This is a genomic window from Streptomyces cylindrosporus, from assembly GCF_022698165.1.
Taxonomy (GTDB): Bacteria; Actinomycetota; Actinomycetes; order Streptomycetales; family Streptomycetaceae; genus Streptomyces; species Streptomyces cylindrosporus.
Genome location: NZ_JALDAY010000002.1, coordinates 501494 through 525305 on the forward strand (window position 1 = coordinate 501494; position 23812 = coordinate 525305).

Sequence of the window (23812 nt, forward strand, 5' to 3'; positions counted from 1 at the left end):
GACCGCCATGTCTTCCATCAAGGGGTCCCGCCGCAGAGGGATCGCGCTGCACCTCCCGCTGATCCTCGGCACCCTGATCTCGGCCTTCCCGTTCTACTGGGCCGTGATCATGTCGACGCACAGCTCGTCGGAGATCTTCTCCTACCCGCCCAAGCTGCTGCCGGGCACGCACTTCCTGGAGAACGTCCGCAACCTCTTCGACGCCGTCGACTTCTTCGGGTCGATGTGGAACTCGCTGATCGTCGCGGTGTCGGTGACCTTCCTGGTCCTGCTCTTCGACTCGCTCGCCGCCTTCGTCTTCGCGAAGTTCGACTTCCCCGGCAAGAACGTGCTGTTCGGGCTGCTGATGGTCATCTTCATGGTGCCGGCGCAGCTGTCGGTCATCCCGCAGTTCGTCATCATGGCGAAGATCGGCTGGATCGGCTCGATGACCGCGCTGATCGTGCCGGCCGCGGCCAACGCCTTCGGCATCTTCTGGATGCGCCAGTACATGAGGTCCGCCATCCACGACGAGCTGCTGGACGCCTCCAAGCTGGACGGCGCGAACTTCCTGCGCCAGTACTGGCACGTGGCGCTGCCCGTGGTCCGCCCCGGCCTCGCCTTCCTCGGCATCTTCACCTTCATGGGCCAGTGGAACGACTTCGCCTGGCCCCTGATCGCCCTGACCAACCCGAACAACGTGACCCTCCAGGTCGCGCTGTCCCAGCTCAACGGCACCCATGGCACCACCGACTACGGAATCGTGATGACCGGGGCCCTGCTCGCTCTCATCCCGCTGCTGATCGTCTTCGCGATCGGCGCCAAGCAGATCATCGGCGACCTCGCGAAGGGAGCGGTTCGCGGATGAACCCGCTGCTGGCGCTCCGCCCCTGGGAGGCACCCGAGGTGACCTCCTGGGGGCGGCTGCCCATGAACGCCGTCGACCGGCGCCCCGGCGCACTCCCCCTGGACGGCGACTGGCGCTTCCAGCTGCTGTCCGCGCCGGACGCGCCGGTCGGCGGTGACTGGGGGTCGTCGCATGTCCCCGGCGTCTGGACGATGCAGGGCACGGACGACCTGCCGCAGTACACCAACGTCCGGATGCCGTTCCCGGACTTCCCGCCCGGCTCGCCCGACGCCAACCCGACGGGCTTGTACGAGCGTGACGTGGACGTGCCCGCCGAGTGGGCCGGGCGGCGGATCGTGCTCCAGGTCGGGGCCGCCGAGAGCGTGCTGCTCGTGCACGTGGACGGGCGGCCCGTGGGCATCTCCAAGGACTCGCATCTGGCCGCCGAGTTCGACCTGAGCGGGGTCGTGCGGCCGGGCGAGCGGTCGGTGGTGCGGCTCACCGTCGTCAAGTGGTCGGACGCCTCGCACATCGAGGACCAGGACCAGTGGTGGCACGGCGGGATCACCCGCTCCGTGCTGCTGTACGCGACCGACCCGCTGCACCTCGCCGACGTGACCGTACGGGCGTCGTACGACGGCGAGCTGCGCGTCGACTGCCGGGTGCGGGACGCACGCGGGGCGCTGCCGTCCGGGTGGTACGTCAGCGGCGAGCTGGAGGGTGAACTCATCGCCCAGGACGCCGAGTTCGACCGGGTCAACATCGAGGACGACCGCGTCTCCGACTTCCTCGGCGAGGCCCGGCTGCACGCCACCGTGCCGGACGTGCGCACCTGGAACGCCGAGACGCCCGAGCTGTACGGCCTCACCGTCCGCCTGCACCGCCCCGACGGAACGGTCGCCGACACCTCGTACCAACGCATCGGTTTCCGTGACGTCGAGATCGTCGGCCGGGACCTCCTCGTCAACGGCGAGCGGGTGTTCATCCGGGGCGTCAACCGGCACGACTTCCATCCGCTGACCGGCCGGACCGTGTCGTACGACGACATGCGCGCGGATCTGGTGCTGCTCAAGCGCTTCGGGTTCAACGCGATCCGCACCTCCCACTACCCGAACGACCCGACGCTGTACGACCTCGCGGACGAGCTCGGCTTCTACGTGGTCGACGAGGCCGACATCGAGTCCCACGACCACGCGCACGAGATCGCCGACGACCCGCGCTATCTCAACGCCTTCGTGGACCGGGTCTCGCGCATGGTGCTGCGCGACAAGAACCACCCCTCGATCATCATCTGGTCGCTGGGCAACGAGTCCGACTACGGGGCCAATCACGACGCGGCGGCGGGCTGGGTACGCCGGCACGATCCGACCCGGCCCGTCCAGTACGAGGGGGCCGCCAAGCTCGACTGGGCGGCCACCGACGACTGCTCCGACATCGCCTGCCCGATGTACGCGCCGCTGGAGGACTGCGTCGCGCACGCCCTGTCGGGGCGGCAGACCAGGCCGCTCATCCAGTGCGAGTACTCCCACGCCATGGGCAACAGCAACGGCACGCTGGCGGACCATTGGGCGGCCATCGAGTCCACGCCAGGTCTTCAGGGCGGGTTCATCTGGGAGTTCTGGGACCACGGCATTCTCCAGCGTGTGAACGACGGCAGACCGGTCGGGCGTGGGGGCGCCGAGCTGTATGACAACGGTGTCGCCGCGCCCGGACATCGTTGGGCGTACGGCGGCGACTTCGGCGAGACCATCCACGACGGCGCCTTCATCGCCGACGGCGTGGTCTTCCCGGACCGCACCCCCAAGCCCTCCCTGTACGAGCACCGGGAGATCGCGGCGCCGGTGCGCATCGAGTGCTTCAAGCACGAGGGCATCGTCCTCGGCAACCACCAGCACTTCCGGGGCCTGGACTGGCTGTCCGGCACCTGGGAGCTGGCCCTGGCCGACGGCCGCACCCTGACCGCGCCCGCCGAACTGCCCGATCTGCGGCCCGGGGAGACGGCCGCGGTGCCGCTGCCCTTCGAGGTGCCGCGCGACGGCGGCGAGGCCTGGCTGACGCTGCGGGTGACCGTGGCCGAGGACCAGCCGTGGGCGCCGGCCGGCACCGAGATGTGCGTGCCGCAGATCCGGCTGCGCGGGCCTGCCGAGCGCGTGGACGTCACCGTGGACCGTCCCGTCGCGGTGGACGGCGAGGGCCTGCTGGTCCACCCCCTGCTCACGGCCGCCCCCGCGCTGTCCCTGTGGCGGGCGCCCACCGACAACGACGAACTGGGCGGCATGGCTCTGCGCTGGCGGACCTGGGGGCTCGACTCGCTGGTCCGCAAGGTGGTGTCGGTGCGGGAGGACGGCGGCCGGGTCACCGTGGTCGCCGAGTACGCCGGCACGGTCGGGGTGGTACGGCACCGTCAGGTGCTCACGCCCGTCGAGGGCGGGGTGCGCATCGACGAGGAGGCCGAGCTGCCGGCCGAGTTCGACGACGTGGCGCGGGTCGGGTCCGTCTTCGAGACGGTGCCGGGCCTGGACCTGCTGGAGTGGTTCGGGCAGGGGCCCTGGGAGTCGTATCCCGATCGTGGCGCGGGTGCGCCGGTCGGCCATCACTCGCTGCCCGTCGACGAGTTGTTCACCCCCTATCTGCGTCCGCAGGAGAGCGGCGGGCGGCACGGTGTACGGCGGTTCACGCTGTCGGCGCCGGACGCCACCGGTCTCGCGGTCGAGCTGGACGAACCGCGCCAGGTCTCCGTCACCCGGCACCGCGCCGAGGATCTGACGGCCGCCGCGCATCACGACGAGCTTGTGCCGCGGGCCGGGTGCGTGGTGCACCTCGACGCGGCGCACCGGGGCCTGGGCACGGCGTCGTGCGGCCCCGACACCTTCCCCGAGTACCGCATCGCGGCGGGCGTCCACCGCTGGAGCTGGACCCTGCGCGTTCTGTAACCCCCCGCGAACCCCCCGCGCCTTTCCCCGCTCATGTCACCTCTCACGGAGCACACGTGTGTACTTCGCATGACCACAACCAGGGCGAGGCCGCGCAGGCCGGTGCCGGAAGACGCAGTTTCCTCCGGGCCACGGCGCTGCTCGGCGCCGCCGCCACCGCCGGGGTCGCCCTGCCGGCCGTGGCCGAGGCGGCGCCGGCGAGCGCGAGCGGCCGGCGGCCCGACACCGAAAGCCGTCGCTTCACGCTCGCGGTGATGCCGGACACCCAGTACCTCTTCGACGGGCCGAGCATCGACAAGGAGCCGGTCGAGGCTTCCTTGCGCTATCTGCTGGAGCAGGGCGACGAGCCCGGCGAGAACATCGTCTTCCTGTCCCATCTCGGCGACCTCACCCAGAACGGCGCCACGGCCGAATTCGCCGCGATCAGCGAGGCGTTCGAGCTGCTGGACCGCAAGGGCGTGGGCTACAGCGTGCTCGCCGGCAACCACGACGTGAAGTCCTCGACGACCGACCAGCGCGGTGCGACGCCGTACCTGGACGCGTTCGGGCCGCAGCGCTTCAAGGGGAAGAAGACGTTCGGCGGGGCGTCCGACGACGGCTACAACACCTACCACCTGTTCCGGGCGGCCGGGCGCGAGTGGATGGTGCTCGCGCTGGACTGGCGGCTGTCGGACAAGGGTTACGCCTGGGCGAAGGACGTCCTCGCGCGGCACCCGAAGACGCCGGTGATCCTCACCACGCACGAACTCGTCGTCGAGGACGACCAGTTGTCGGCCTACGGCCGGCAGCTGTGGGACCAGCTCATCGCGGACCACGACCAGATCTTCCTCACCCTCAACGGCCACTACTGGCCGGCCGGCCGGGCGACCCGCAAGAACGCGGCCGGCAACGACGTGCACCTGCATCTGACGAACTACCAGAACCGCTACTTCGGCGGGGCGGCGATGATCCGCCTCTACCGCTTCGACCTGGACCGGAACGTCATCGACGTCGAGACGGTCTCCCCGTGGATCCTCGGCCGGGCGAAGAAGGGCCTGAACGAGCTGGAGCGGCAGGAGATCGAGCTCAGCGGCGACGCCGACCGCTTCTCCGTCGACATCGACTTCGCCGCCCGCTTCGCCGGCTTCGACCCGGTGCCGGCGCGCCCGGCGCGGCCCGTCTCGCGGATGCTGGTCCGGGGCACGGCCGCGTACTGGCGGTTCGACTCGGCGGTCTCGGGAACGGTCCGTGACCTGTCCGGCAACGGCAACGACCTCACCGTGGTGTCGGTGGGCGGCGGCACGCTCGGCTGGTCGGCGGACCACCATCCGGACCAGCCGGGCCACGGCAGCCTGGAGTTCAGCGGCTACAAGTCGCCGCTGAAGGGCTCCTATCTGCAGACGGTCGACAAGGCGCCGCTCAACTCGGCGGTGTTCAAGGACGGTTACACCATCGAGGTGTTCTACCGGATGCCGGCCGACTGGGACCCGGACCACAACGCCTGGGCGGGACTGGTCAGCCGACGGGGTACGGGCGGCGCGGCGGGCAAGACCGGCGACGACCCCGACGAGCCGCTCGCCACCCTGTCGCTGTCGAACGACCGCGAGCCGCAGTGGGCGATGCGCCCGCTCAACCAGGAGGGCATCGCCACCAACTGGGGCCAGGAGACCCCGCTGGAGACCTGGTGGCACCTGGCCGTCGTCAACGACGGCCGGCACACCACGATGTACGTCCAGGGCTGCCCGGTGGTCCGCAATCCGAAGGCGCCCGCCGTCGGGATCACCTCGGTCGGGGAGCCGTGGCTGCTGGGCGGCTACACCTACGCCGACAAGATCGACCAGATCCTGCACGGCCGCCTCGGCGACGTCCGGATCGTCTCGCGGGCGCTGCCCGTCACCTCCTTCATGACCCACTGACACCCTTCCCAGAGGACCTTCCCAAGATCATGACCGAGCAGCAGCTGCCCGCCTGGGCCGACCCGTCCGTCTCCCCCGCCGACCTCGACGCCCAGGGCGTCTCACGTCGTCAACTCATGCGCCGCGCGGGCCTGTTCGGCGCCGCGTTCGCCCTCGGCTCGGCGGCGACGCCCGCCTTCGCCGCCTCCTCCGACGGGAAGGGCTTCGGCGGCGACGACCCGCGCCTGGCCTACCTGGTCGGCGACCACCACGTGCACTCCGTCTACAGCCACGACGCCAAGTACACGTTCTCCCAGCAGGCGCAGGCCGCCGCCAAGTACGGCCTGGACTGGATGGTGTTCAACGAGCACTCCAACTTCGGGCACGCCTACTACGGCGCGAAGATGGAGCACGCGGAGATCCTCAAGGCCCGCGCCGAGAACCCGCGTCAGCTGATCTTCCAGGGCCTGGAGTGGTACATCCCGGCCGCCGAGCACTGCACGATCTTCGCCGCGCCCGGCCCCAACGAGACCGACCTGCTCACCCAGTTCGAACTCGCCTACGACGGCAAGCTGCTCGGCTACACCGACGGCTCCGCGACCGGCACGGACACCGCCCGCAACGAGGCGCACGCCGTGAAGGCCATCAAGTGGCTTGCCGAGCAGCGCCGTTCGGGTTACGTCGACGACGTCCTGGTCCTGGCGAACCACCCGCTGCGCCTCGGCATCGACTCCCCGCACGAGATGCGCAACTGGCGGGACGCGGCCCCCGAGATCATGATCGGCATGGAGGGCGCGCCAGGCGCCCAGGGCGCGGCGATCCCGGGCTGGCGCGGCGCCACGTCCATCCGCGGCGAGTACGAGAACAAGCCGTCGGCGCAGTCGTACGCGGGCTACCCGGCGGACGCCTACCTCACGTACGGCGGTTTCGACTGGGCGACCGCGACCGTCGGCGGGCTCTGGGACGCGATGCTGTCGGAGGGCCGCCTGTTCACGATCACCACCAACTCCGACAACCACCGCACGGTCTTCGACACCTGGAAGAACGGCGACTGGCCGGCCGGACAGAACTTCGACAACACCGGCAAGCTGCCCGACCCGGTGAACACCGACTCCCCGCAGCCCGGCAGCGACTTCTGGCCCGGCGAGTTCAGCCGCACCCACGTCGGCGTCACCCGCTACGGCTACCGCGCCGTGATGGCGGGCCTGCGCGCGGGCCGCGTCTGGCTGGACCACGGGCACCTGCTGGACGGCCTGGACGTGCGGCTGAAGCGGGACTGCGACCTCGGCCGCGGTGTGACGCTCGGCGGCCGGCTGCGGGTCCGCAAGGGCGAGAAGATCACCCTGTACGTCACCGTCACGACCGCCTCCCGCCCCAATCCCCAGGGGATCCTGCCCCAGTTGGCGCACGTGGACGTGATCCGGGGCGCGGTGCGCGGCGCGGTGAGCGACCGGGACAGCTGGCGGGCGCCGGACACCAGGGTCGTCCAGACCAAGGACGTGTCGGGCCGCAAGGGGACGTACACCCTGCGCATCCCGCTGACCGCCGGGGACGAGTCCTTCTACGTCCGACTGCGCGGCAGTGACGGCAAGCGGCACGGGGCGGGCTACCTGGGAGCCGCCGTCGACCCGAACGGTCCGATCCCGCACACGCCGGGCGACGGCGACCCGTGGGCCGACACCTGGTTCTACTCGAACCCGATCTTCGTCGATGTGGCGGGCTCCTGAGGAAGCGGCCCTGGCAGGCGTCGGGGGCGTGCGCGGTGTCGACGGCGGTCTGCTCGTACCGTCAGGCGTAGAACCGCGACAGGCTCTGGAGGACGGCGGCGGGCTTCCCGCCGCCGTCGATCTCTATCGTGCCGTCCACGGTGATCTGCACCCCGCCCGGCACCTCCTCGACGTCGGTGAGTTTCCCGACGAGCCGGATGCGGGAGCCCACCTTCACCGGCGAGGGGAAACGGACCTTGTTCAGGCCGTAGTTGACCTTCGTGGTGACGCCTTGGACGTCCAGCAGCTCGGTGAACAGGGGGATGAAGAGCGAGAGGGTGAGGTAGCCGTGTGCGATGGGGGCGCCGAAGGGTCCTGCCGCCGCCTTCTCGGGGTCCACGTGGATCCACTGGTGGTCGCCGGTGGCGTCGGCGAAGGTGTCGATGCGCTCCTGGGTGACCTCGATCCACTCGCTGGCGCCGAGGTCGCTGCCGGCGAGCTTCTTCAGTTCGTCGAGGCCGTTCACGGTGAGGCTCATGGGGTTCCTTAACTGTTGCCGTAGCGCTTGCGCACTCGGGACTTGAGGAGCTTTCCGGAGGCGGTGCGCGGGAGTTCGTCCGCGAGGACCACCGACTTCGGGATCTTGTACTTGGCGAGGCGGCCGGACAGGGAGGCCAGCACCTCGTCGGGGTCGACCGAGACGCCCTCGCGCGGCACCACGACCGCGCGCGGCACCTCGCCCCACTTGTCGTCGGGCACGCCGATGACCGCGGCCTCGACGATGTCCGGGTGGGCGAGGAGCAGGTCCTCGATCTCGGCGGGGTAGATGTTCTCGCCGCCGGAGATGATCATGTCCTTGATGCGGTCGACGATGAAGACGTAGCCGTCCTCGTCGATCCGGGCCGCGTCCCCACTGCGGAACCAGCCGTCGGTGAAGGAGGCGGCGGTCTCCTCGGGCAGCCCCCAGTAGCCGGGCATGACGTGCGGGCCGCGGATCACCACCTCGCCGGTCTCGTCGACGTCGACCGGCGCCAGGTCCGGCCGGACGACCCGCACATCGGTGAAGAAGTGCGGGACGCCCGCCGAGCCCGCCTTGCTGAGGGCGTGCTCGGCGTCCAGGAAGAGGGCGCCGGGGGACGCCTCGGTCATGCCGTAGCCCTGGAGGAAGGTGAGCCCGCGCTCCCCGTACGCGGTGATCAGCGGGGTCGACACCGGGGAGCCGCCGCAGGTCAGGATGCGCAGGGAGGACAGGTCCGCGTCGGCCCAGCGCGGGTGCCGGGCGACCTGCTCGAACATCGTCGGCACCCCGAACATGAAGGTGATCCGGTGCTGTTCGATCAGGTCGAAGGTGGCGCCCGGGTCGAAGGCCTCGACCAGGACGCAGGTGCCGCCCTTGAGCAGCACCGGGAGGGTCAGCATGTTCAGCCCGGCCGTGTGGAACAACGGGGCGGAGACCAGGGCCCGTTCGTCGGCGATCAGGTCGGTGTCGACAAGGACGTTGACCGCGTTCCAGGTGAGGTTGCCGTGCGTGAGCATGGCGCCCTTGGGCCGCCCGGTCGTCCCCGAGGTGTACATGATGATGCAGGTGTCATCGGCGACGACCGGCTCGTCGATCCGCTCGACGGCGGCCGAGGCCAGCAACTCCTCGTATTCGGCGCCCACTTCGACGTACACCCGCACATCGGTGTCGCCCGGCAGCCCGGCGACGAGACCCGCGTGCGAGGTGCCGTAGACCAGCGCCTTCGCGCCCGAGTCGGAGAGCTGGAAGGCGATCTCCGGTCCGGCCAGGCGGGTGTTGAGGGGGACGAAGACCGCGCCGAGCGTGCCCGCCGCGAACAGGGTCTCCAGGTAGGAGGGGTGGTTGGGGCCGAGGTAGGCGATGCGGTCGCCGCGCCGGATGCCGCGCGAGCGCAGGGCGTGGGCGAGGCGGGTGGTGCGGTCGTACAGCTGCGCGTACGTGAGCGAGGTGCCGCCGTGGATCAGGGCGGTGCGGTGCGGGGTCTTGCGGGCCCGGCGTGCGGGCCACGAACCCAGTCCCTCATTGCGCATCTACGGCCCCTTATGGCTTGGTCAGCCCGAGCAGGCGGGCGGCGTTCTCCTTGAGGATCCTCGGCTTCACCTCGTCCTTGATCGACAGCTTCTCGAAGTCGGCGAGCCAGCGGTCGGGGGTGAGGACGGGGAAGTCGGAGCCGAAGAGGACCTTGTCCTTGAGCAGGGTGTTCGCGTACTGCACGAGCTGCGGCGGGAAGTACTTCGGCGACCAGCCGGACAGGTCGATGTGCACGCCCGGCTTGTGCGTGGCGACGGCGAGGGCCTCGTCCTGCCAGGGGAAGGACGGGTGCGCCAGGATGATCTTCAGGTGCGGGAAGTCGGCCGCCACGTCGTCCACGTGGAGAGGGTTCGAGTACTTCAGCCGGATCCCGCCGCCGCCCGGGACGCCGGCGCCGATGCCGGTCTGCCCGGTGTGGAAGAGGGCGATGGTGCCTGTCTCCTCGATCACCTCGTAGAGGTCGTACGCCACCGAGCGGTCGTTGGGGAAGAAGCCCTGGATGCTGGGGTGGAACTTGAAGCCCTTGACCCCGTACTCCTCGACCAGGCGGCGGGCCTGCTTCACTCCCGCCTTCCCGCGGAAGGGGTCGATGGAGGCGAAGGGGATCAGCACGTCCGAGTTGGCGGCCGCGGCTTCCGCGACCTCCTCGTTCGGGACGGGCGCGGTGCCGGTCGCGGACTCGGCGTCCACCGTGAAGATCACGGCTGCCATCTTCCGCTCGCGGTAGTAGGCGGCCGTCTCCTCCAGGGTCGGCTTCCGCTTGCCCTCGACCTTGAAGTAGGCGGAGGAGGCGTCGTGCAGGTCGTCGTCGAGGGAGGAGTGGCCCTTGGAGGACACCTCCGCGTGGGTGTGCACGTCGATCGCCACCAGGCCCTGGATGTCCATCACGCCTCCGGGAACTTCGGCGCCGGGATGCCGACCGACTGGAGCTCGGCCCCCACCGACGTCGGGAAGGCCTCGGCCAGGGTGTCGGGGGTCCAGCCGCCGTCGGCGTACGCCGCCCTGATCTCCTGCGGATGCGACCAGAGTGCCACCTTGTCGCCGCCGATGCCGATGGCCTGGCCGGTGATGCCACGGGCCGCCTCCGAGGCGAGGAACGGCACCAGGGCCGCGCAGTCCTCGGGGGTGCCGAAGCCCTCGCCCTTGCGCAGGAAGTCCGGGAAGGGCTGCCCGTTCTTCAGGGCCTCCACGTACGGCGCGAAGGCGGGGATGGTCTCGGTCATCGCGGTCGCGGCGACCGGCACGATCGCGTTGACGGTGATGTTCGCGCGGCCCAGCTCCATCGACCAGGTACGGGCCATGGCGGCGATGCCGGCCTTGGCCGCGGCGTAGTTCGTCTGACCGAAGTTGCCGCGCTGGCCGGCCGGGGAGCCGACCAGGATCAGCGTGCCGCCCTCGCCCTGCTCGCGCATGCGCACGGCGGCGGCGCGGGCGCAGGTGAAGGTGCCCTTGAGGTGGGTGGTGATCACCGCGTCGAAGTCCTCGTCGGTCATCTTCCACAGCACCTTGTCGCGCAGGATGCCGGCGTTGGTGACCAGGACGTCGAGCCGCCCGAACTCCTCCACCGCCCGGTTCACCAGGCGCTCGGCGGCCTCGCTCGTGCCGACCGGGACGACCTCGGCGACGGCCGTGCCGCCCGCCTCGGCGATGGACTTCACGGCCGCCTCGGCCACCGCCTCGTCGACATCGTTGACGACCACGGACGCGCCGTGGGCGGCCAGGGCGTGCGCGTAGGCGAGGCCGAGGCCCCGGCCGCTGCCGGTGACGACGGCGACCTTGCCGGTGAGATCGATGCTGGGCACGGGTGGGTCCCTTTCGCATGGGGTGCGGCTTCGAGATCGAAGCTAAGAGCAATAATTGTTGACGTCAATAGTTGTTGGCGACCGGCAGGTGCGACATGCTGGAATCACCCAATACGGACCGAGAGCACAGGGAGCCCGCCATCACACGCCAGCACGTCACTCCGAACGCCATCGACGCGGACGAACCGTGGATGCGTGGGCTGCACGCGGACACCGGCTACCTGCTGTACCGACTGGGCCTGCGCTCGGGTCAGCTGTTCAACACGTTCCTCCAGGCCTCGGGGCTGCGGCTGCGCCACTACGCGGTGCTGCGCTTCCTCGCCGGCTCCGAGGGCGCGCTCCAGCGCGAGCTGAGCACCCGGCTCGGCTACGACCCGAGCGCGATCGTCGGCCTGGTCGACGACCTGGAGAAGCAGGGCTTCGCCGAGCGGCGCCCCTCCCCCGACGACCGGCGCAGCCGCATCGTCGTGCTGACCGAGGACGGCCGCGCCTTCCTCCGGGACACCGACGAGGCGGGGCTGCGGGTGACCAACGACCTGCTGGACCCGCTCGACGCGGCGGACCGGCAGACGCTGCACACGCTGCTGCTGCGGATCGCGGAGGACGGGCTGGGTTGAGCGCGATGACCACCACCCGGTCCGCGCCCGACCGGCTCCTGGCCGTGCTGGCCACGTTCGACCACGAGCATCCGGCGCTGTCCCTGACGGACATCAGCCGGCGGGCCGGGCTGACCCTCACCACCGCGCACCGGCTGGTCGCCGCGCTGACGGAGTGGGGCGCGCTGGAGCGGGACACCTCCGGCGTCTACCACGTGGGGCTGCGGCTGTGGGAGGTCGCGGCACTCGCGCCACGCGGGCTCGCCCTGCGCCAGATCGCGCTGCCGTACCTGGAGGACCTGTACGAGGCGACCCACGAGAACGTGCAGCTGGCGGTGCGGGACGGCGGCGAGGTCGTCTACATCGAGTGGATCTCGGGGCGTTCGGCGGTGGGCGTGCACATCCGGGTCGGGGCGCGCTGGCCGCTGCACGCGACGGGCGTGGGGCTGGTGCTGCTCGCGCACGGGGACGCCGAGTCCCAGGAGGAGTACTGCGCCGGGCCGCTGGAGTCCTTCACGCCGTACACCGTGACCGACCCGGGGCGGCTGCGCCGGATGCTGGCCGACGTACGGCGCACGGGGGTCGCGGTGAGCAGCCGCCAGGTCACGGACGACGCCCTGTCGGTCGCGGCCCCGGTACGCGGCCCGGGCGGCGCGGTGGTGGCCGCGGTGTCGGTGGTGGTCCCGCACGCCGAGGCCCAGGTCCCGGCGCTGGTCCCCGCGGTCCGGCTCGCGGCACTCGGGATATCGCGGGCGCTGGGGTGACGGCCGTAGGGGGTGGCGGTCCGGCTACGCCCCGACCCCGGCCGTCGCCGTGAACGTCACCTCGTCGTCGCCGAGTTGTACCGTGGCCCGGCAGACGAGTGTCGTGGCTGTCGCGACCTCGGCGCGGGTCGCGTGCCAGCGGGCGGTGAGGTGGTCGCCCGCCGGGAGGCGGGTGGTGGTGAGCGGGCCCAGGGCCCGGATGCTCCAGCCGGTGGGCGTGCCGAGGGTGAGCCGGGGTGCCTTCCAGGGCTTGGCGGAGCCGTTGGAGAGGGTGGCGGTGACCGTGAACTCCCTTCCGTGGCCGGTGACTTCGAGGGTGACGCCGAAAGGCCTACGTCGGTACACCGGGGCCCACGACTCCCGCATCCGCCGTACGAGCGCTTCGGCCTGGGCGGGTCGCGCGGCGGCGAGGTCGTGTTGCTCGCCGGGGTCCTTGGCGAGGTCGTACAACTCCACGTCCCACTGGTCGTCGGGGGCGCGTCGGCTCTGGCCCGGTGCGAAGCGGATCGCCTTGAGGTCGCCGTGGCGCAGAGCCTCGGCGAGGCGGCTGCCCCGCCCGTGGTCGACGGCGTCGGCGCGCGGGGTGACGCCGGCGTGGTTGCGGTAGAAGTACAGGGCGTCGTGGCGGGCGGTGTCCGGGGAGCCGCGGAGCAGGGGGGCGAGGGAGAGGCCGTCGACGTCCGTGGGGGCGGGTGCGCCCGCGAGGTCGGCGAGGGTGGGCAGCAGGTCGGTGAGAGGCGTGGGGCGGTCCGTGGTGCCGGACCGGATGTGCCGTGGGGACCAGGCGAGGAGCGGGACGCGGATGCCGCCCTCGTACAGGTTCCGTTTGAGGCCGCGCAGCGGGCCGTTGCCGTTGAAGAGCGCTGGGTCGGTGCCGCCCTCCTCGTGCGGGCCGTTGTCGCTGGTGACGAGGACGACGGTGCGGTCGGCCAGGCCGAGGTCGGTGAGCCGGTCGGTGATGCTGCCGACCAGCGTGTCGAAGGCGGTGACCTGGGCGGCGTGCCGCTTGTTCGGGCCGGTCCAGGGACGGTCGGCGTATGCGCCGGCGTCCGGGTCCTGGCTGGGGGCGTGCGGCACGGTCGGGGCGAGATAGAGCAGGAACGGCTCGTCGCGGTGCGCGTGGAGGAAGGCGAGGGCGCGTTCCTCGATCAGGTCGGGGGCGTAGACCTTGCGGGCGCCGTCCTTGTTCTCGGGGATCTCCACGCGGGTGCCGTTGTGCCACAGGTAGTCGGGGAAGTAGTCGTGGGCGTGGTGGTGCGTGAGGTAGCCGTAGAACTCCTCGAAGCCGCGGGAGTTGGGGTGGCTCGGCTGGTCGGGGGCGTTGGGTCCGAAGCCCCACTTGCCGATGGCACCGGTGCGGTAGCCGAGCGTCCGCAGCGACTCGGCGAAGGTGAAGTCCCGGTCGGTCAGGGCGCCTTGGCCACCCGGCCCCCAGGGGTTGTTCCGCACGGTGGCATGCCCGCTGTGCAGCCCGGTCAGCAGCGAGCAGCGCGAGGGCGCGCACACCGGGGCGGCCGCGTAGGCCTGCGTGAAGCGCAGGCTCCGGGTTGCGAGGTCGTCCAGGCGCGGTGTGTGGATCAGTTTCTGGCCGTAGGAGCCGAGTTCGCCGTAGCCGAGGTCGTCGGCGAGGATCACCACGAAGTTGAGCCGGCCCGACGACGAGCGGGCGGCGGGCAGGGCCGCGGCCCGCCGGGCGTCCGGTGCCGGTCGGGCCTCGTCGCCCGACTCGCAGGCCGAGACCGCCGTGAGCGCGGCGGCACCGGCGAGGATGCTGCGGCGAGTGGGCATGCGGGGTCCCCCGGTACGACGGCGGTGCGGGCTGCTGGAGCGATGATGATCGGAACTGTCGGTCCAGGACCATGCACACGCTGTGAACGCTCTGTTGCAACTCTTCAGAGGGGCGCCCCGGGCCGGAGGTTCCCCCTCCATGGCAAAGGAATGATCACGATCGTCGGCCGGGATATCCCTCTCACCGGCGAGGCACCGCCCGCGAACCCTCGTGATACTGGAACGGCCCGTCCCCTTCAGGAGCCGCCCATGTCCCCGCCGCCCTGGTTCACACGGGTCGTCGCGCGGCTGCGCACGGCGAATCCGTACGTCGTCGACACCGCGCTCGCCGCGTTCGTCCTGTTCGCCGTCTCGCTCCAGTGGATCTTCCCCGACGAGGGGGACGACCGGCTGACCTGGCAGGGCTGGCTGCTGGGCGCGGCGACGGCGGTGCCGCTGGTGTGGCGGCGCCGGGCGCCCTCCGCGACGGCGTGCGCGGTGTCGGTGGCCACCCCGGCGATGGCCGTCTACCACGCGCCGCCGCCGGACGTGGTGTGGGGCGGCCTGGTCGTCCTGTACACGCTGGCCGCCCGGTCCCCGGCCTGGCAGCGGCGGTTCATGCTGGCGGGCTGGCTGATCGGGGTGACCCTCACCATGCAGCACAAGGAGGGCGCCCGGCCCTTCGAGTACGCCTTCCACCTGCTGACGGTCCTGTGTGCGTACGGCCTGGGGACGCTCGCTCGGGTGCAGCGCGCCTACACCGCCGAGATCGAGGACCGGGCCCGGCGGCTGGAGCGGGAGCGGGCCGCGGACACCGCGCGGGCCATCGCGCAGGAACGCGCCCGGATCGCCCGGGACATGCACGACGTGCTGGCCCACGCGGTGAGCCTGATGGTGGTGCAGGCGGAGGCCGGGCCGGTCGTGGTGCGCTCGGACCCGGAGCGCGCGGAGGCCTCTTTCGACGCGATCGCGGCGGCCGGGCGGGACGCGATGGGCCAGCTGCGGAGGATCCTCGGCGTCCTCAAGGAAGAGCAGCGGAACGGGACTTCACCGCAGCCGGGGGTGGCCGCCCTGCCCGCGCTGGTCCGCCAGGTCGGTGAATCGGCGGGCCTGCGCGTGGAGTTGAGGGCCACCGGTGAGCCGTACCCGCTCCCGCCGGACACCGAGGTGGCCGCCTACCGGGTGGTGCAGGAGGCGCTGACCAACACCGTGAAGCATGCGTACGCTACCTGCGCGACGGTCGAACTGGACTGGACGGAGGACGCGTTGACGCTGACGGTGACCGACGACGGCCGGGGCCCGGCGGGTCCGGGCGGCGGGCACGGGCTGATCGGCATCCGGGAGCGGGCGGGTGTCTGCGGGGGCAGCGCGCAGGCCGGGCGCGGACCGGACGGCGGCTTCCGGGTCGTCGTACGGCTGCCCGCGGCGGACGGAAGGCAGGCGGTCGCTCCCGGCGCCGGGCGTTCAGGGGTACGGCGGCGGGGGCCGGGGTGAGCATCCGGGTGGTCGTCGCCGACGACCAGGAACTGGTCCGCAGCGGCTTCAGCATGATCCTGGAGGCGCAGCGGGACATCGAGGTGGTCGCCGAGGCCGGGGACGGCGCCGAGGCGGTCGCGGCGGTGCAGCGGCACACCCCCGACGTGCTGCTCCTGGACATCCGCATGCCGGTGATGGACGGCCTGGAGGCGGCCCGGCGGGTGTGCGCGCAGTCCGGCTGCAAGGTGGTCATGCTGACCACCTTCGACCTCGACGAGTACGTGTACGAGGCGCTGTACGCGGGCGCCAGCGGCTTCCTGCTCAAGGACGTGCGCCGTGACGACCTGGTGCACGCCGTGCGCGTGGTCGCGGCCGGCGACTCGCTGCTCGCGCCGACGGTCACCCGGCGGCTGGTCGCGGACATCGTGCGCCGCCGCCGGGAGGAGGCCGCCGCGGAGGTCCCCGCCGAGCGCCTGGACGTCCTCACCGCCCGCGAGACGGAGACCCTGCGCCTGCTGGCCCGGGGCCTGTCCAACTCCGAGATCGCCACGACCCTGTTCGTCAGCGAGCACACGGTGAAGACCCATGTGAGCAACGTCCTGGGCAAGCTGGGCCTCAGGGACCGGGTGCAGGCGGTGATCTGCGCCTACGAGACGGGCCTGGTGGCTCCGGGAGTCCCCTAGGGAGTGTCCAGTTCCTCGAAGAGGGTCAGCTGGAGGGCTGCCGGGGCCTCCAGCCTGGAGTTGAGGGAGTTCCAAGGGGTGCGGGTCGGCTCGGCGAGCACCTCGGCCCCGGCGGCGGCCAGCCGTGCCGTGGCGGCGGTGGAGTCGCCGACCTGGAAGGCGACCCGGATGTGGCCGGCGACGCGGTGTCCCACCTCGACCTCGTCGATGAAGTCGGCGTGGTTCGGATCGGTCAGCTCCAGCGTGGCCCGGCCCGCCTCCAGGATGGTGACCCGGCCGTCGGGCGAGGAGTACGCGGCCCGCTCGGGCAGGCCGAGGACGTCTCGGTAGAAGCGCAGGGCCTCGTCGTAGTCCTCGGCGGTGACGACCAGACGCAGTTCACGGACGGCGGGCTCCTCGGGCATGCGGGCTCCTTCGGGATCGCGCGGACTGACGGATCAACTCCCGGACCTGCCGGGTGATTCCCCTCCCTCCGGAGAGTGAGTCGCGCCCCCGTCTCCCCCGTACGGCCGAGTCCTCGAAACCGCTCCCTCCGGCGATCCGGGAGCGCCCCCGCCGGGACGAGCCTGAGGGCGTCAGGAAACCGACGACCCGCCGGGAGGCATCGTGCTCTCCACCCTCGCCCGGGCGGCGACCCGCCGCCCGCTGACCGTCATCCTTCTGTGGGTGCTCTTCCTGCTGCTCGGCTTCGGGCTGGGCACGGGCGTCTTCGGGCGGCTGTCCGACAACGTGCCCGAGGTCCCCGGCACCGAGTCCGAGCACGCCGCCCAGTACCTCGACCGCACCGACCCGACGGGCGAGTCGATCACCGGCGTCGTCGCGGGCGCGGCGGTCACCGACCCCGGTCTGCGCGGCCAGGTCGAGCGGGCCGTCGCCGACGTACGGAACATCGCCGGGGTCGCCGCCGTACCGGATCCGTACACCACGCGCGGCCTGACCGCCGAGGACGGACGGGCGCTGATCGTCCCCGTGACCCTCAAGGGCGGTCTCGACGACGACGCCGAGGAGCGGGCGGTGGACGCGGCGGCCGACCGCATCAAGCGGATCGACGCGCCCGACGTCCACGTCAGCGGTGGCCCGCTGCTGGGCAAGCAGCTCGGCGAGCGGGCCCAACAGGACGTGAAGAACGCCGAGTTGATCTCGCTGCCGGTCGTACTCGCCCTGCTGCTCGTGGTGTTCGGCGGACTGCGCGCGGCAGCGCTGCCGCTGGTGATCGCGGTGAGCGGCATCGCGGGCGCGTTCCTGGCGCTGTTCGCGTTCAGCCAGGTCACCGACATCTCGGTGTACGCGATCCAGGTGACCACCATGCTGGGGCTCGGACTCGCCGTGGACTACGCCCTGTTGATGCTGGTCCGCTTCCGCGAGGAACGCCGGCACACCGACGACGTCGTGGAGGCCGTGCACCGCACGGTCGCCGCGGCCGGCCGGACCGTCCTGTTCTCCGGCCTCACGGTGGCCGTCAGCCTGACCGGCCTGCTGGTCTTCCCGAGCGTGTTCCTGCGCAGCATGGGACTGGCGGTGGCGGCGGTCGTCGTCATCGACATGCTGGCCGCGGTCACTCTCCTCCCAGCCCTGCTGACCAAATTCGGCGGCAGGATCGCCCCGGCGCGGACCCGCCCCGAGGGCGAGGAGGGCCGCTTCTTCGCCCGCGTCGCCCGCTTCGCGGCCCGCCGCCGTGTCGCCGTCCTGGCGACCGTCGTCCCGGCCCTGCTCGTCCTGGCCCTCCCCGTCACCGGCATGAAGATCGAGATCGGCGACGCGACCCAGCTCCCGTCGAGCACCGAGGCACGGCAGTTGTACGACACCGTGGACGCCCACTTCCCGCCCGGCACCGGTGTCTCGCCGGTCACGGTGGTCCTGAGGCCGGGCACCGACGCGGGGACGGCGGAGCGGATCCGGTCCCTGTCGCCCACGGCCCAGGCCCGCCGACTGCCGGGCGGCGCGACGGTCGTACGGCTCCAGCCGTCGGGCAGGGTGGACGGCACCGAGGCCACCGGCCTGGTCGAGCGGGTCCGTGACATCCGCGGCGGCGAACCCGTCCAGGTCACCGGCCCGGCCGCCCGTCTGGTCGACTTCCGCGCGATGCTCTCGGACCGCGCGCCCTGGGCGGCGCTGACCGTGCTGGCCGGCATCTTCGTCCTCCTGTTCGCCTTCACCGGCTCGGTCCTGATCCCGCTACGCACGATCCTGACGACGCTGCTCAGCCTGGGCGCCGCGCTGGGCGTGACGGTCTGGGTCTTCCAGGAGGGCCACCTGGCGGGGGCGCTGGGCGCCGAGGGCCTGGGCGCGCTGAGCCTCACGGCACCCCCGCTGATCGTCGCGATCGCCTTCGGACTTGCCATGGACTACGAGCTGTTCATCCTGGCCAGGATGCGCGAGGCCCGCCACCGGACGGGCGACGACCAGGAGGCCGTGGTCGAGGGCCTGCGCCGCTCCGGCCGGGTCGTCACCTGCGCGGCCCTCCTCCTGGCGGTGGTCTTCGGCGCCTTCATGACGGGCGGCTTCTCCCCGATCCTCCAGATCGGCCTGGGCCTGACGCTGGCGGTGCTCATCGACGCGACGGTGGTACGCATGCTGCTGGTCCCGGCGACCATGGCACTGCTGGGGCGGCGGGCGTGGTGGGCGCCGAGGCCGCTGCGCAGGGCGCACGAGCGGTTCGGGGTGGCCGAGGAGCCGGCGCCCCGGCCGCCCGCGACGACGGGCGCGTGACCTCCGCTGCTATTGGGCGGACGTCAACTGCTCCTTGTAGCCGGTGACTTGGACCTTCTTCCCGGACGGCGGGACCACGGCCAGCGCCATCAGTGACTCGGTACGGGTCAGGATGGTGACCGAGGTCCTGCCGTCCAGGTAGATCTCGCTGATCACGGGCAGGTTCTTCAGCTTCAGGTCACCGCCGCCGCACTCGGCCTTGCCCCAGTTCTTGTACTGCACGCCGAAGTCGTAGAGGACGAGCGCGCCGCCGTCGCCGGTCTTCATGCCGTACGCGGTGTCGCCGCCCCCGGAGCCGGCCGCGTACTCGCCGTCCACGCACTTGTCGGTGGCCGGAGCCCGGTCGGCGTAGGCCTTCTTCCAGTCCTTGACGGACGCGGTGTCGGCGAAGGAGGCCGCGGCCTTCTTGCCGCCGGTGACGTAGAAGTCCTGGGAGAGGCCCACCAGTTCGCCGAGCGACAGGGACCCCACCTTCCCGGTCGCCCCGACGGGCGTCGTGAAGCCGTCGGAGTCCTTGGCCACAGCGGGCGGCTTCCCGGTGAGTTCGCCGACGGTCACCGCCCGCCAGCCCTTGCCGCCCGCGGCCTTGTCGTCCACGACGCTCTTGAAGACGATCAGTCGGCGGCGGCCCTTGGCGATGCCCTCGCCGGTGATCGCGGTGTCCACCATGAAGAAGTCCGCGGCGCCCTTGCGCGGGATGTAGAAGCGCGCGCTCTCGACGGGGTAGGAGAACGGCGTTTTGGACCGCTTCTGCTCCTGTGCGGACCAGGCGGGGTACTGCCGGAAGCCCGCCTGGCTCTGCGCCAGCATCGCGCCGCTCTCGATCGTCGCCGTCCGCTCCGCGTCCCGCGTGACGTTGGCCGCGTTGTTGACCTTCACGTAGTTCCGCAGCACGGATCGCGCGTCCGCGAGGGAGATGACGCCGGACGCGGCCTTGTCGCCCTCCTGGGACCCGGCGGAACCGTCGGAGCCGGAGCACGCGGCGAGTGCGCCGGCCAGTACGGCAACGGCGGTGGCGGCGCGGGCGGTTGGGCCGAGGCGGCGCTGACTCATGTCTCCCCCTGTCGTGGACGATCACGACAGGGTAGCGGTGCGGTCGACAACGTCCTCACGGCGGGCTCATACCGGCAGTCCCGCGCGCAACCGCCGGTCGCGCGGGGCGTGTTGGCGCTCCAGACGGGCGTCCAGCAGACGGCCCGCGTCCTCGCAGCGGCCCGCGGCGACGAGGGCGTACAGCAGCGTCTCCTCGACCACCTCCCGCTGCGCGGCGCTCCCGCCGACCCTGCGCAGCACCGGCAGCAGCGCGTCCAGCCCACGCGCCGCCGCCACGAACCGCTCCTCGACCAGCGCCACGAACGCCTCGCACAACGGCACGATCACCTCCCGCTGCACCTCGTCCGCCCCCGAGGCGTGGTCCCGCAGCCGGTGCAGCGCCGCCAGGTCCCCGGCGGCGGCGAGGGCGACGGCCGCGTGCAGTGCGGTGAAGGCGGTGACGGGGCGCTCCAGGACGTCCCGGGCGACCGTGTCCAGCACGTCGGCCGTGGGCAGTTCGCCCCGCCAGCTGTCGCTCAGCCGCGCCCGCCACAGCAAGGACCCCGAGTCGACCAGCGCCCGCACCCCCGTGACCACCCGGCCCGGCGCTAGCTGCGCGAACCAGCGCCGGCGCACCGCCGCCGGATCGTCCAGGGCGAGTTCGTGCAGAGCGATGTGCCATGAGAAGTGCGCCCGGTGCACGGCGCCCCGCCCCCGCCCGGACACCCACCGGTCGAGCCAGTCCCGTCCCGCCTCGTGCGCCCCGGACTCGTAGTGGACGTGCGCGAGCGCGTGCACGGCGTGCCCGGAGGCCGGCTCCGAGGCCAGCGCCCGTCGGGCGAGTTCACCCGCCTCCCCCAGCCGACCTTGCTCCTGCCGCAGGAACGCGAGCAGCGAAGTGTGGAACCAGTGCCCGTCGTACACGGGTGACGTCCGCTCGACGAGTCGCAGCGCCTGGTCGTCGTCGAGGTCCGTCACGCCGGAGAAGGCGATGGTGGGCACGGCGGCGGCCAGCGCGAGCGCGTCGGCGGGGTGCGTGTCCAGATGTCGTACGAGCGCGTAGTCGCCTCCGTCGCCGTGCACCCGCCGGGTGACCGCGTCCACGAACGACCGCTCGCGCTCGTCGGCCCGCTCGCCCGCGCTGCGCTGTGCCTCGGCCAGCGCCCGCGGCACGTCGACGTCGGCCCCGCACTCGTGACCGAGCAGGGCGAGGGCCGCGTGTCCGAGGGCGAACCCGGGGTCCAGGGCGACCGCGCGGGCGAAGGCGTCCTCGGCGCCGGCCCGGACCTTGAGGACGCGGTCGAGGCCGGTGCGGTAGGCGGCGGCAGCGTCGGCGTGGGTGGAGAGGGGGAGGCCGTGGCCGTCGACGGGACGGCGGGAGGGCCGGGGGCGCTTTCGGGGCTTCTGGGCGAGCGGGGCGAGCAACTGCCGTGCCAGGGCCGCCGCTTGGACGCGGATCTCGGGGATGGCGGTGGTCTCCCACAGCTCGCCGCGGCGTGGGGCGCCCAGCGTGAACAGCGGCCGGTCGGCGCGTCCTTCCGCGTCCAGCAAACGCCCCTCGACCGTGCCGACGCCCATGCCGAGGGGTCCGGCGACGGCCGCCCCGGACGCGAACAGCGACCGCCACAGCGGATCGTCGGGCCGCCGCCCCGGCCCGGTGCAGTCGATCACCCAACCGACGTGCAGGGTACGGCCGTTGGAGAGCGTGACCACGAGTGCGCCATCGTGCTCGACGACGTCGGTCACCGTGCCGGTGTGGACGGTGAGCCGGCGTGCCGTACGGGCGCGGGAGACGGACTCGGCGGTGGCGGGGGCCATGCGGTGCCGGTGGGTGTTCCACAGGGCGCCCTCGCGGGCGAGGAACTCGGCGCGGTCCTCGGGGGTGAGGCTGTGCCACAGCCGCGCGGTGTGCGGGCGCAGGCTGTCCAGGGCCGGGCGCCAGTCGCCGTGGGTGCGCACGGAACGGCTGACATGCCGGTAGACGGCACGGCGGAGCCGCCCCAGCGAGGTGTCGTCGAGCCCCTCGGGCGCGGGCACCGGCCCCGCCGGCACGAGGGCATGCGCCTGGGGCATCAGCCCGCTACGGGAAAGGGCGTGAACCGTCCGCCCCGGCCGGTCGAGACTCAGCGCCAGGTCGACGGCGGTCAACCCGGTACCGACGAGGAGTACGTCGACCGGATCGGTGGACCGTGATACGGCGGCATGGACGCTCGGCCCGCCCGAGGACCCCGCGGTCACAACGGCTGCGCCCGCGAGCCCGCCCAGTCCCTCCGACACCCGCGACTCGACGGACACGACCCCGCCCGCCCGCGAATCCGCCCCGGCGCGGCTCTCCGACACGGCCGCCACGCCAGGCACGACCCCAGCCGCCCGCGCGAACGGCCCCGCCAAGCCCTCGGACACCCCTGGCCCGGCAGACCCACCCCCGCTCGTCCGCCCCAAGGGCCCGCCCGAGCCCTCGGACACCCCCGGCACGGCCCCGGCCGACCGCGAAACCGGCCCGGCGATGCCGTCCGACACCGCCGCCACGCCAGGCACGGCCCCATCCGCCCGCACGGATGGGGCCGCCGAGCCCTCGGACACCCCTGGCCCGGAAGGAACGGCCTCGCTCGTCCGCCCCAGCAGCCCGTCCGAGCCCTCCAACAGCCCCGCCACGGCCCCCGTCGTCCGCCCGAGCGGCCCCACCGAGCCCTCCGACACCCCCGCCACGACCCCGGTCGTCCGCCCAAGCGACCCACCCAACCCCTCCGACACCCCCGCCACGCCAGGCACACCCGCGGACGCCCGCCCCAGCGGCCCGTCCAACGCCCCCGGGGCCCACGGCTCGGCGATGAAGCGTGCCGACTCTCGTAGCGCCGGTGGTGCCCAGGTCGACGTCGGTGTCGCCGGGCCCGTGGCCAGGACCGTCGCGTCGGCCGTCAGGTGGCTCCCGTCGGCGAGGCGGAGCTCCAGCCGGCCGTCGGGGGTGTCGGTACAGCTCTCGGCGCGGGTGCGCAGTCGTCGTACCGACACCGTGCCGCGGGCCCGGACAATGGCCTGGCCGAGGGTGTCGGCGAGGTACGCGCCGTACCGGTAGCGGGTCGCGAAGTCGGCGGCCCTCACGGACGGTTCGCCGTGGCGGCACAGCCAGCGGGTGAAGTGATCCGGTTCGTCGGGATAGCAACTCATGCCTCCCGCGGGCACGTTGAGGCGGTGGCGTGGGTCACGGGTCGCGTAGGCGCTGCCGCGGCCCGCCTCCGGCGCCGGGTCGATCAGGACCACGTCGAGCGGTGTCCGGCGGCGCGTCGCGGTCTCGCAGAGCTGGACGGCGGTGAGTGTGCCCGCCGCGCCCGCTCCCACGACGGCCACGGTGTACCGCTCACGGACTTCGGTCACGTACGCCTCCGGGGTGCTCGGTGGTTCCTCGTCTCCGCACTGTTCCGAACTATTCCGACCGGCAAGGTGGGGAAGCCATGGCGCGACAGGGGATCTCACCGGATACTCAGGGCGCCGGTCGGACCGTTCATACTCTGTTCACAATCCCCGGCACTCCGGCAACCGTCGTTTCAGGCCGTCCCCCAGACAGTCCCCCAGGCAGTCCTCACAGGAATCTCA

Annotated in this window: 17 protein-coding genes; 9 read left to right on the top strand and 8 right to left on the bottom strand. The window is 72.2% G+C overall.

Annotation, left to right across the window (positions count from 1 at the left end; genetic code table 11):
* Nucleotides 1-7: 7 nt before the first annotated feature.
* The 4 genes from MQP27_RS07380 to MQP27_RS07395 are packed head-to-tail and all read left to right on the top strand — an operon-like array spanning nt 8 to nt 7360.
* The gene (locus tag MQP27_RS07380; protein ID WP_242762468.1) at nt 8-847 is read left to right on the top strand and encodes a carbohydrate ABC transporter permease; all 840 of its coding nucleotides are present in this window, start codon (nt 8-10) and stop codon (nt 845-847) included.
* On the top strand, nt 844-3759 hold the full coding sequence (locus MQP27_RS07385; protein WP_242762471.1) for a glycoside hydrolase family 2 TIM barrel-domain containing protein: 2916 nt from the start codon (nt 844-846) through the stop codon (nt 3757-3759). The genes MQP27_RS07380 and MQP27_RS07385 overlap by 4 nt, the downstream gene beginning before the upstream one ends.
* A gap of 56 nt (nt 3760-3815) precedes the next feature.
* Entirely contained in the window at nt 3816-5654 is a 1839-nt protein-coding gene (locus MQP27_RS07390; protein ID WP_242762474.1) for a LamG-like jellyroll fold domain-containing protein, read from the top strand.
* A gap of 29 nt (nt 5655-5683) precedes the next feature.
* The gene (locus MQP27_RS07395) at nt 5684-7360 is read left to right on the top strand and encodes a PHP domain-containing protein (protein ID WP_242762477.1); all 1677 of its coding nucleotides are present in this window, start codon (nt 5684-5686) and stop codon (nt 7358-7360) included.
* A 61-nt stretch (nt 7361-7421) separates the two neighbouring features.
* Here the strand turns inward: MQP27_RS07395 and MQP27_RS07400 are convergent, their stop codons facing one another.
* Genes MQP27_RS07400 through MQP27_RS07415 form a run of 4 tightly spaced genes read right to left on the bottom strand, consistent with a single transcriptional unit; the run spans nt 7422 to nt 11191 of the window.
* Nucleotides 7422-7877, bottom strand: a complete 456-nt coding sequence (locus tag MQP27_RS07400) for a MaoC family dehydratase (protein WP_242762480.1) — start codon at nt 7875-7877, stop codon at nt 7422-7424.
* Nucleotides 7878-7885: 8 nt separating this feature from the next.
* Nucleotides 7886-9388: an o-succinylbenzoate--CoA ligase gene (menE, locus tag MQP27_RS07405; protein ID WP_242762482.1), complete on the bottom strand. Its 1503-nt coding sequence runs from the start codon at nt 9386-9388 to the stop codon at nt 7886-7888.
* A gap of 10 nt (nt 9389-9398) precedes the next feature.
* The gene (locus tag MQP27_RS07410) at nt 9399-10274 is read right to left on the bottom strand and encodes an amidohydrolase family protein (protein ID WP_242762485.1); all 876 of its coding nucleotides are present in this window, start codon (nt 10272-10274) and stop codon (nt 9399-9401) included.
* Nucleotides 10274-11191, bottom strand: coding sequence for an SDR family NAD(P)-dependent oxidoreductase (locus MQP27_RS07415; RefSeq protein WP_308289914.1), 918 nt, complete (start codon nt 11189-11191; stop codon nt 10274-10276). Before MQP27_RS07415 ends, MQP27_RS07410 begins: the two co-directional genes overlap by 1 nt.
* Nucleotides 11192-11382: 191 nt before the next feature.
* On the opposite strand from MQP27_RS07415, the gene MQP27_RS07420 reads away from it, so the two are divergent.
* Both MQP27_RS07420 and MQP27_RS07425 read left to right on the top strand, forming a co-directional pair.
* Entirely contained in the window at nt 11383-11808 is a 426-nt protein-coding gene (locus MQP27_RS07420; protein ID WP_242763608.1) for a MarR family winged helix-turn-helix transcriptional regulator, read from the top strand.
* 5 nt (nt 11809-11813) lie between these two features.
* The gene (locus MQP27_RS07425; protein ID WP_242762488.1) at nt 11814-12551 is read left to right on the top strand and encodes an IclR family transcriptional regulator; all 738 of its coding nucleotides are present in this window, start codon (nt 11814-11816) and stop codon (nt 12549-12551) included.
* A 24-nt stretch (nt 12552-12575) separates the two neighbouring features.
* On the opposite strand, the gene MQP27_RS07430 is transcribed toward MQP27_RS07425, so the two are convergent.
* Complete coding sequence (locus MQP27_RS07430) at nt 12576-14339, bottom strand: sulfatase-like hydrolase/transferase (RefSeq protein ID WP_242762491.1); 1764 nt, start codon at nt 14337-14339, stop codon at nt 12576-12578.
* A 249-nt stretch (nt 14340-14588) separates the two neighbouring features.
* Here MQP27_RS07430 and MQP27_RS07435 point away from each other — a divergent pair, with 249 nt between their 5' ends.
* Nucleotides 14589-15812, top strand: coding sequence for a sensor histidine kinase (locus tag MQP27_RS07435; RefSeq protein WP_242762493.1), 1224 nt, complete (start codon nt 14589-14591; stop codon nt 15810-15812).
* Nucleotides 15809-16477 (top strand): response regulator transcription factor, encoded by a 669-nt coding sequence (locus tag MQP27_RS07440; RefSeq protein ID WP_242762495.1) that lies wholly within the window; start codon nt 15809-15811, stop codon nt 16475-16477. Before MQP27_RS07435 ends, MQP27_RS07440 begins: the two co-directional genes overlap by 4 nt.
* Here MQP27_RS07440 and MQP27_RS07445 read toward each other — a convergent pair.
* A complete protein-coding gene (locus tag MQP27_RS07445; protein ID WP_242762497.1) occupies nt 16474-16881 on the bottom strand; it encodes a VOC family protein in 408 nt (135 codons plus the stop codon). The two genes, MQP27_RS07440 and MQP27_RS07445, sit on opposite strands and share 4 nt — an antisense overlap.
* A gap of 202 nt (nt 16882-17083) precedes the next feature.
* On the opposite strand from MQP27_RS07445, the gene MQP27_RS07450 reads away from it, so the two are divergent.
* Complete coding sequence (locus MQP27_RS07450; RefSeq protein WP_242762499.1) at nt 17084-19186, top strand: MMPL family transporter; 2103 nt, start codon at nt 17084-17086, stop codon at nt 19184-19186.
* Nucleotides 19187-19195: 9 nt separating this feature from the next.
* Here MQP27_RS07450 and MQP27_RS07455 read toward each other — a convergent pair whose 3' ends face one another.
* The gene (locus MQP27_RS07455) at nt 19196-20239 is read right to left on the bottom strand and encodes a DUF8094 domain-containing protein (RefSeq protein ID WP_242762501.1); all 1044 of its coding nucleotides are present in this window, start codon (nt 20237-20239) and stop codon (nt 19196-19198) included.
* 66 nt (nt 20240-20305) lie between these two features.
* Nucleotides 20306-23593 carry an FAD/NAD(P)-binding protein gene (locus MQP27_RS07460; protein ID WP_242762504.1) on the bottom strand — a complete coding sequence of 1096 codons (3288 nt, stop codon included), beginning with the start codon at nt 23591-23593 and terminating at the stop codon, nt 20306-20308.
* Between the last annotated feature and the right edge of the window lie 219 nt (nt 23594-23812).

What these genes read in the sequence shown, in the direction of transcription:
- MQP27_RS07395 (WP_242762477.1), top strand. Translation starts at nt 5,684, where the DNA reads ATGACCGAGCAGCAGCTGCCCGCCTGGGCCGACCCGTCCGTCTCCCCC.
- MQP27_RS07445 (WP_242762497.1), bottom strand. Translation starts at nt 16,881, where the DNA reads ATGCCCGAGGAGCCCGCCGTCCGTGAACTGCGTCTGGTCGTCACCGCC.
- MQP27_RS07435 (WP_242762493.1), top strand. Translation starts at nt 14,589, where the DNA reads ATGTCCCCGCCGCCCTGGTTCACACGGGTCGTCGCGCGGCTGCGCACG.
- MQP27_RS07400 (WP_242762480.1), bottom strand. Translation starts at nt 7,877, where the DNA reads ATGAGCCTCACCGTGAACGGCCTCGACGAACTGAAGAAGCTCGCCGGC.
- menE (WP_242762482.1), bottom strand. Translation starts at nt 9,388, where the DNA reads ATGCGCAATGAGGGACTGGGTTCGTGGCCCGCACGCCGGGCCCGCAAG.
- MQP27_RS07430 (WP_242762491.1), bottom strand. Translation starts at nt 14,339, where the DNA reads ATGCCCACTCGCCGCAGCATCCTCGCCGGTGCCGCCGCGCTCACGGCG.
- MQP27_RS07455 (WP_242762501.1), bottom strand. Translation starts at nt 20,239, where the DNA reads ATGAGTCAGCGCCGCCTCGGCCCAACCGCCCGCGCCGCCACCGCCGTT.
- MQP27_RS07425 (WP_242762488.1), top strand. Translation starts at nt 11,814, where the DNA reads ATGACCACCACCCGGTCCGCGCCCGACCGGCTCCTGGCCGTGCTGGCC.
- MQP27_RS07410 (WP_242762485.1), bottom strand. Translation starts at nt 10,274, where the DNA reads ATGGACATCCAGGGCCTGGTGGCGATCGACGTGCACACCCACGCGGAG.
- MQP27_RS07385 (WP_242762471.1), top strand. Translation starts at nt 844, where the DNA reads ATGAACCCGCTGCTGGCGCTCCGCCCCTGGGAGGCACCCGAGGTGACC.
- MQP27_RS07420 (WP_242763608.1), top strand. Translation starts at nt 11,383, where the DNA reads ATGCGTGGGCTGCACGCGGACACCGGCTACCTGCTGTACCGACTGGGC.
- MQP27_RS07380 (WP_242762468.1), top strand. Translation starts at nt 8, where the DNA reads ATGTCTTCCATCAAGGGGTCCCGCCGCAGAGGGATCGCGCTGCACCTC.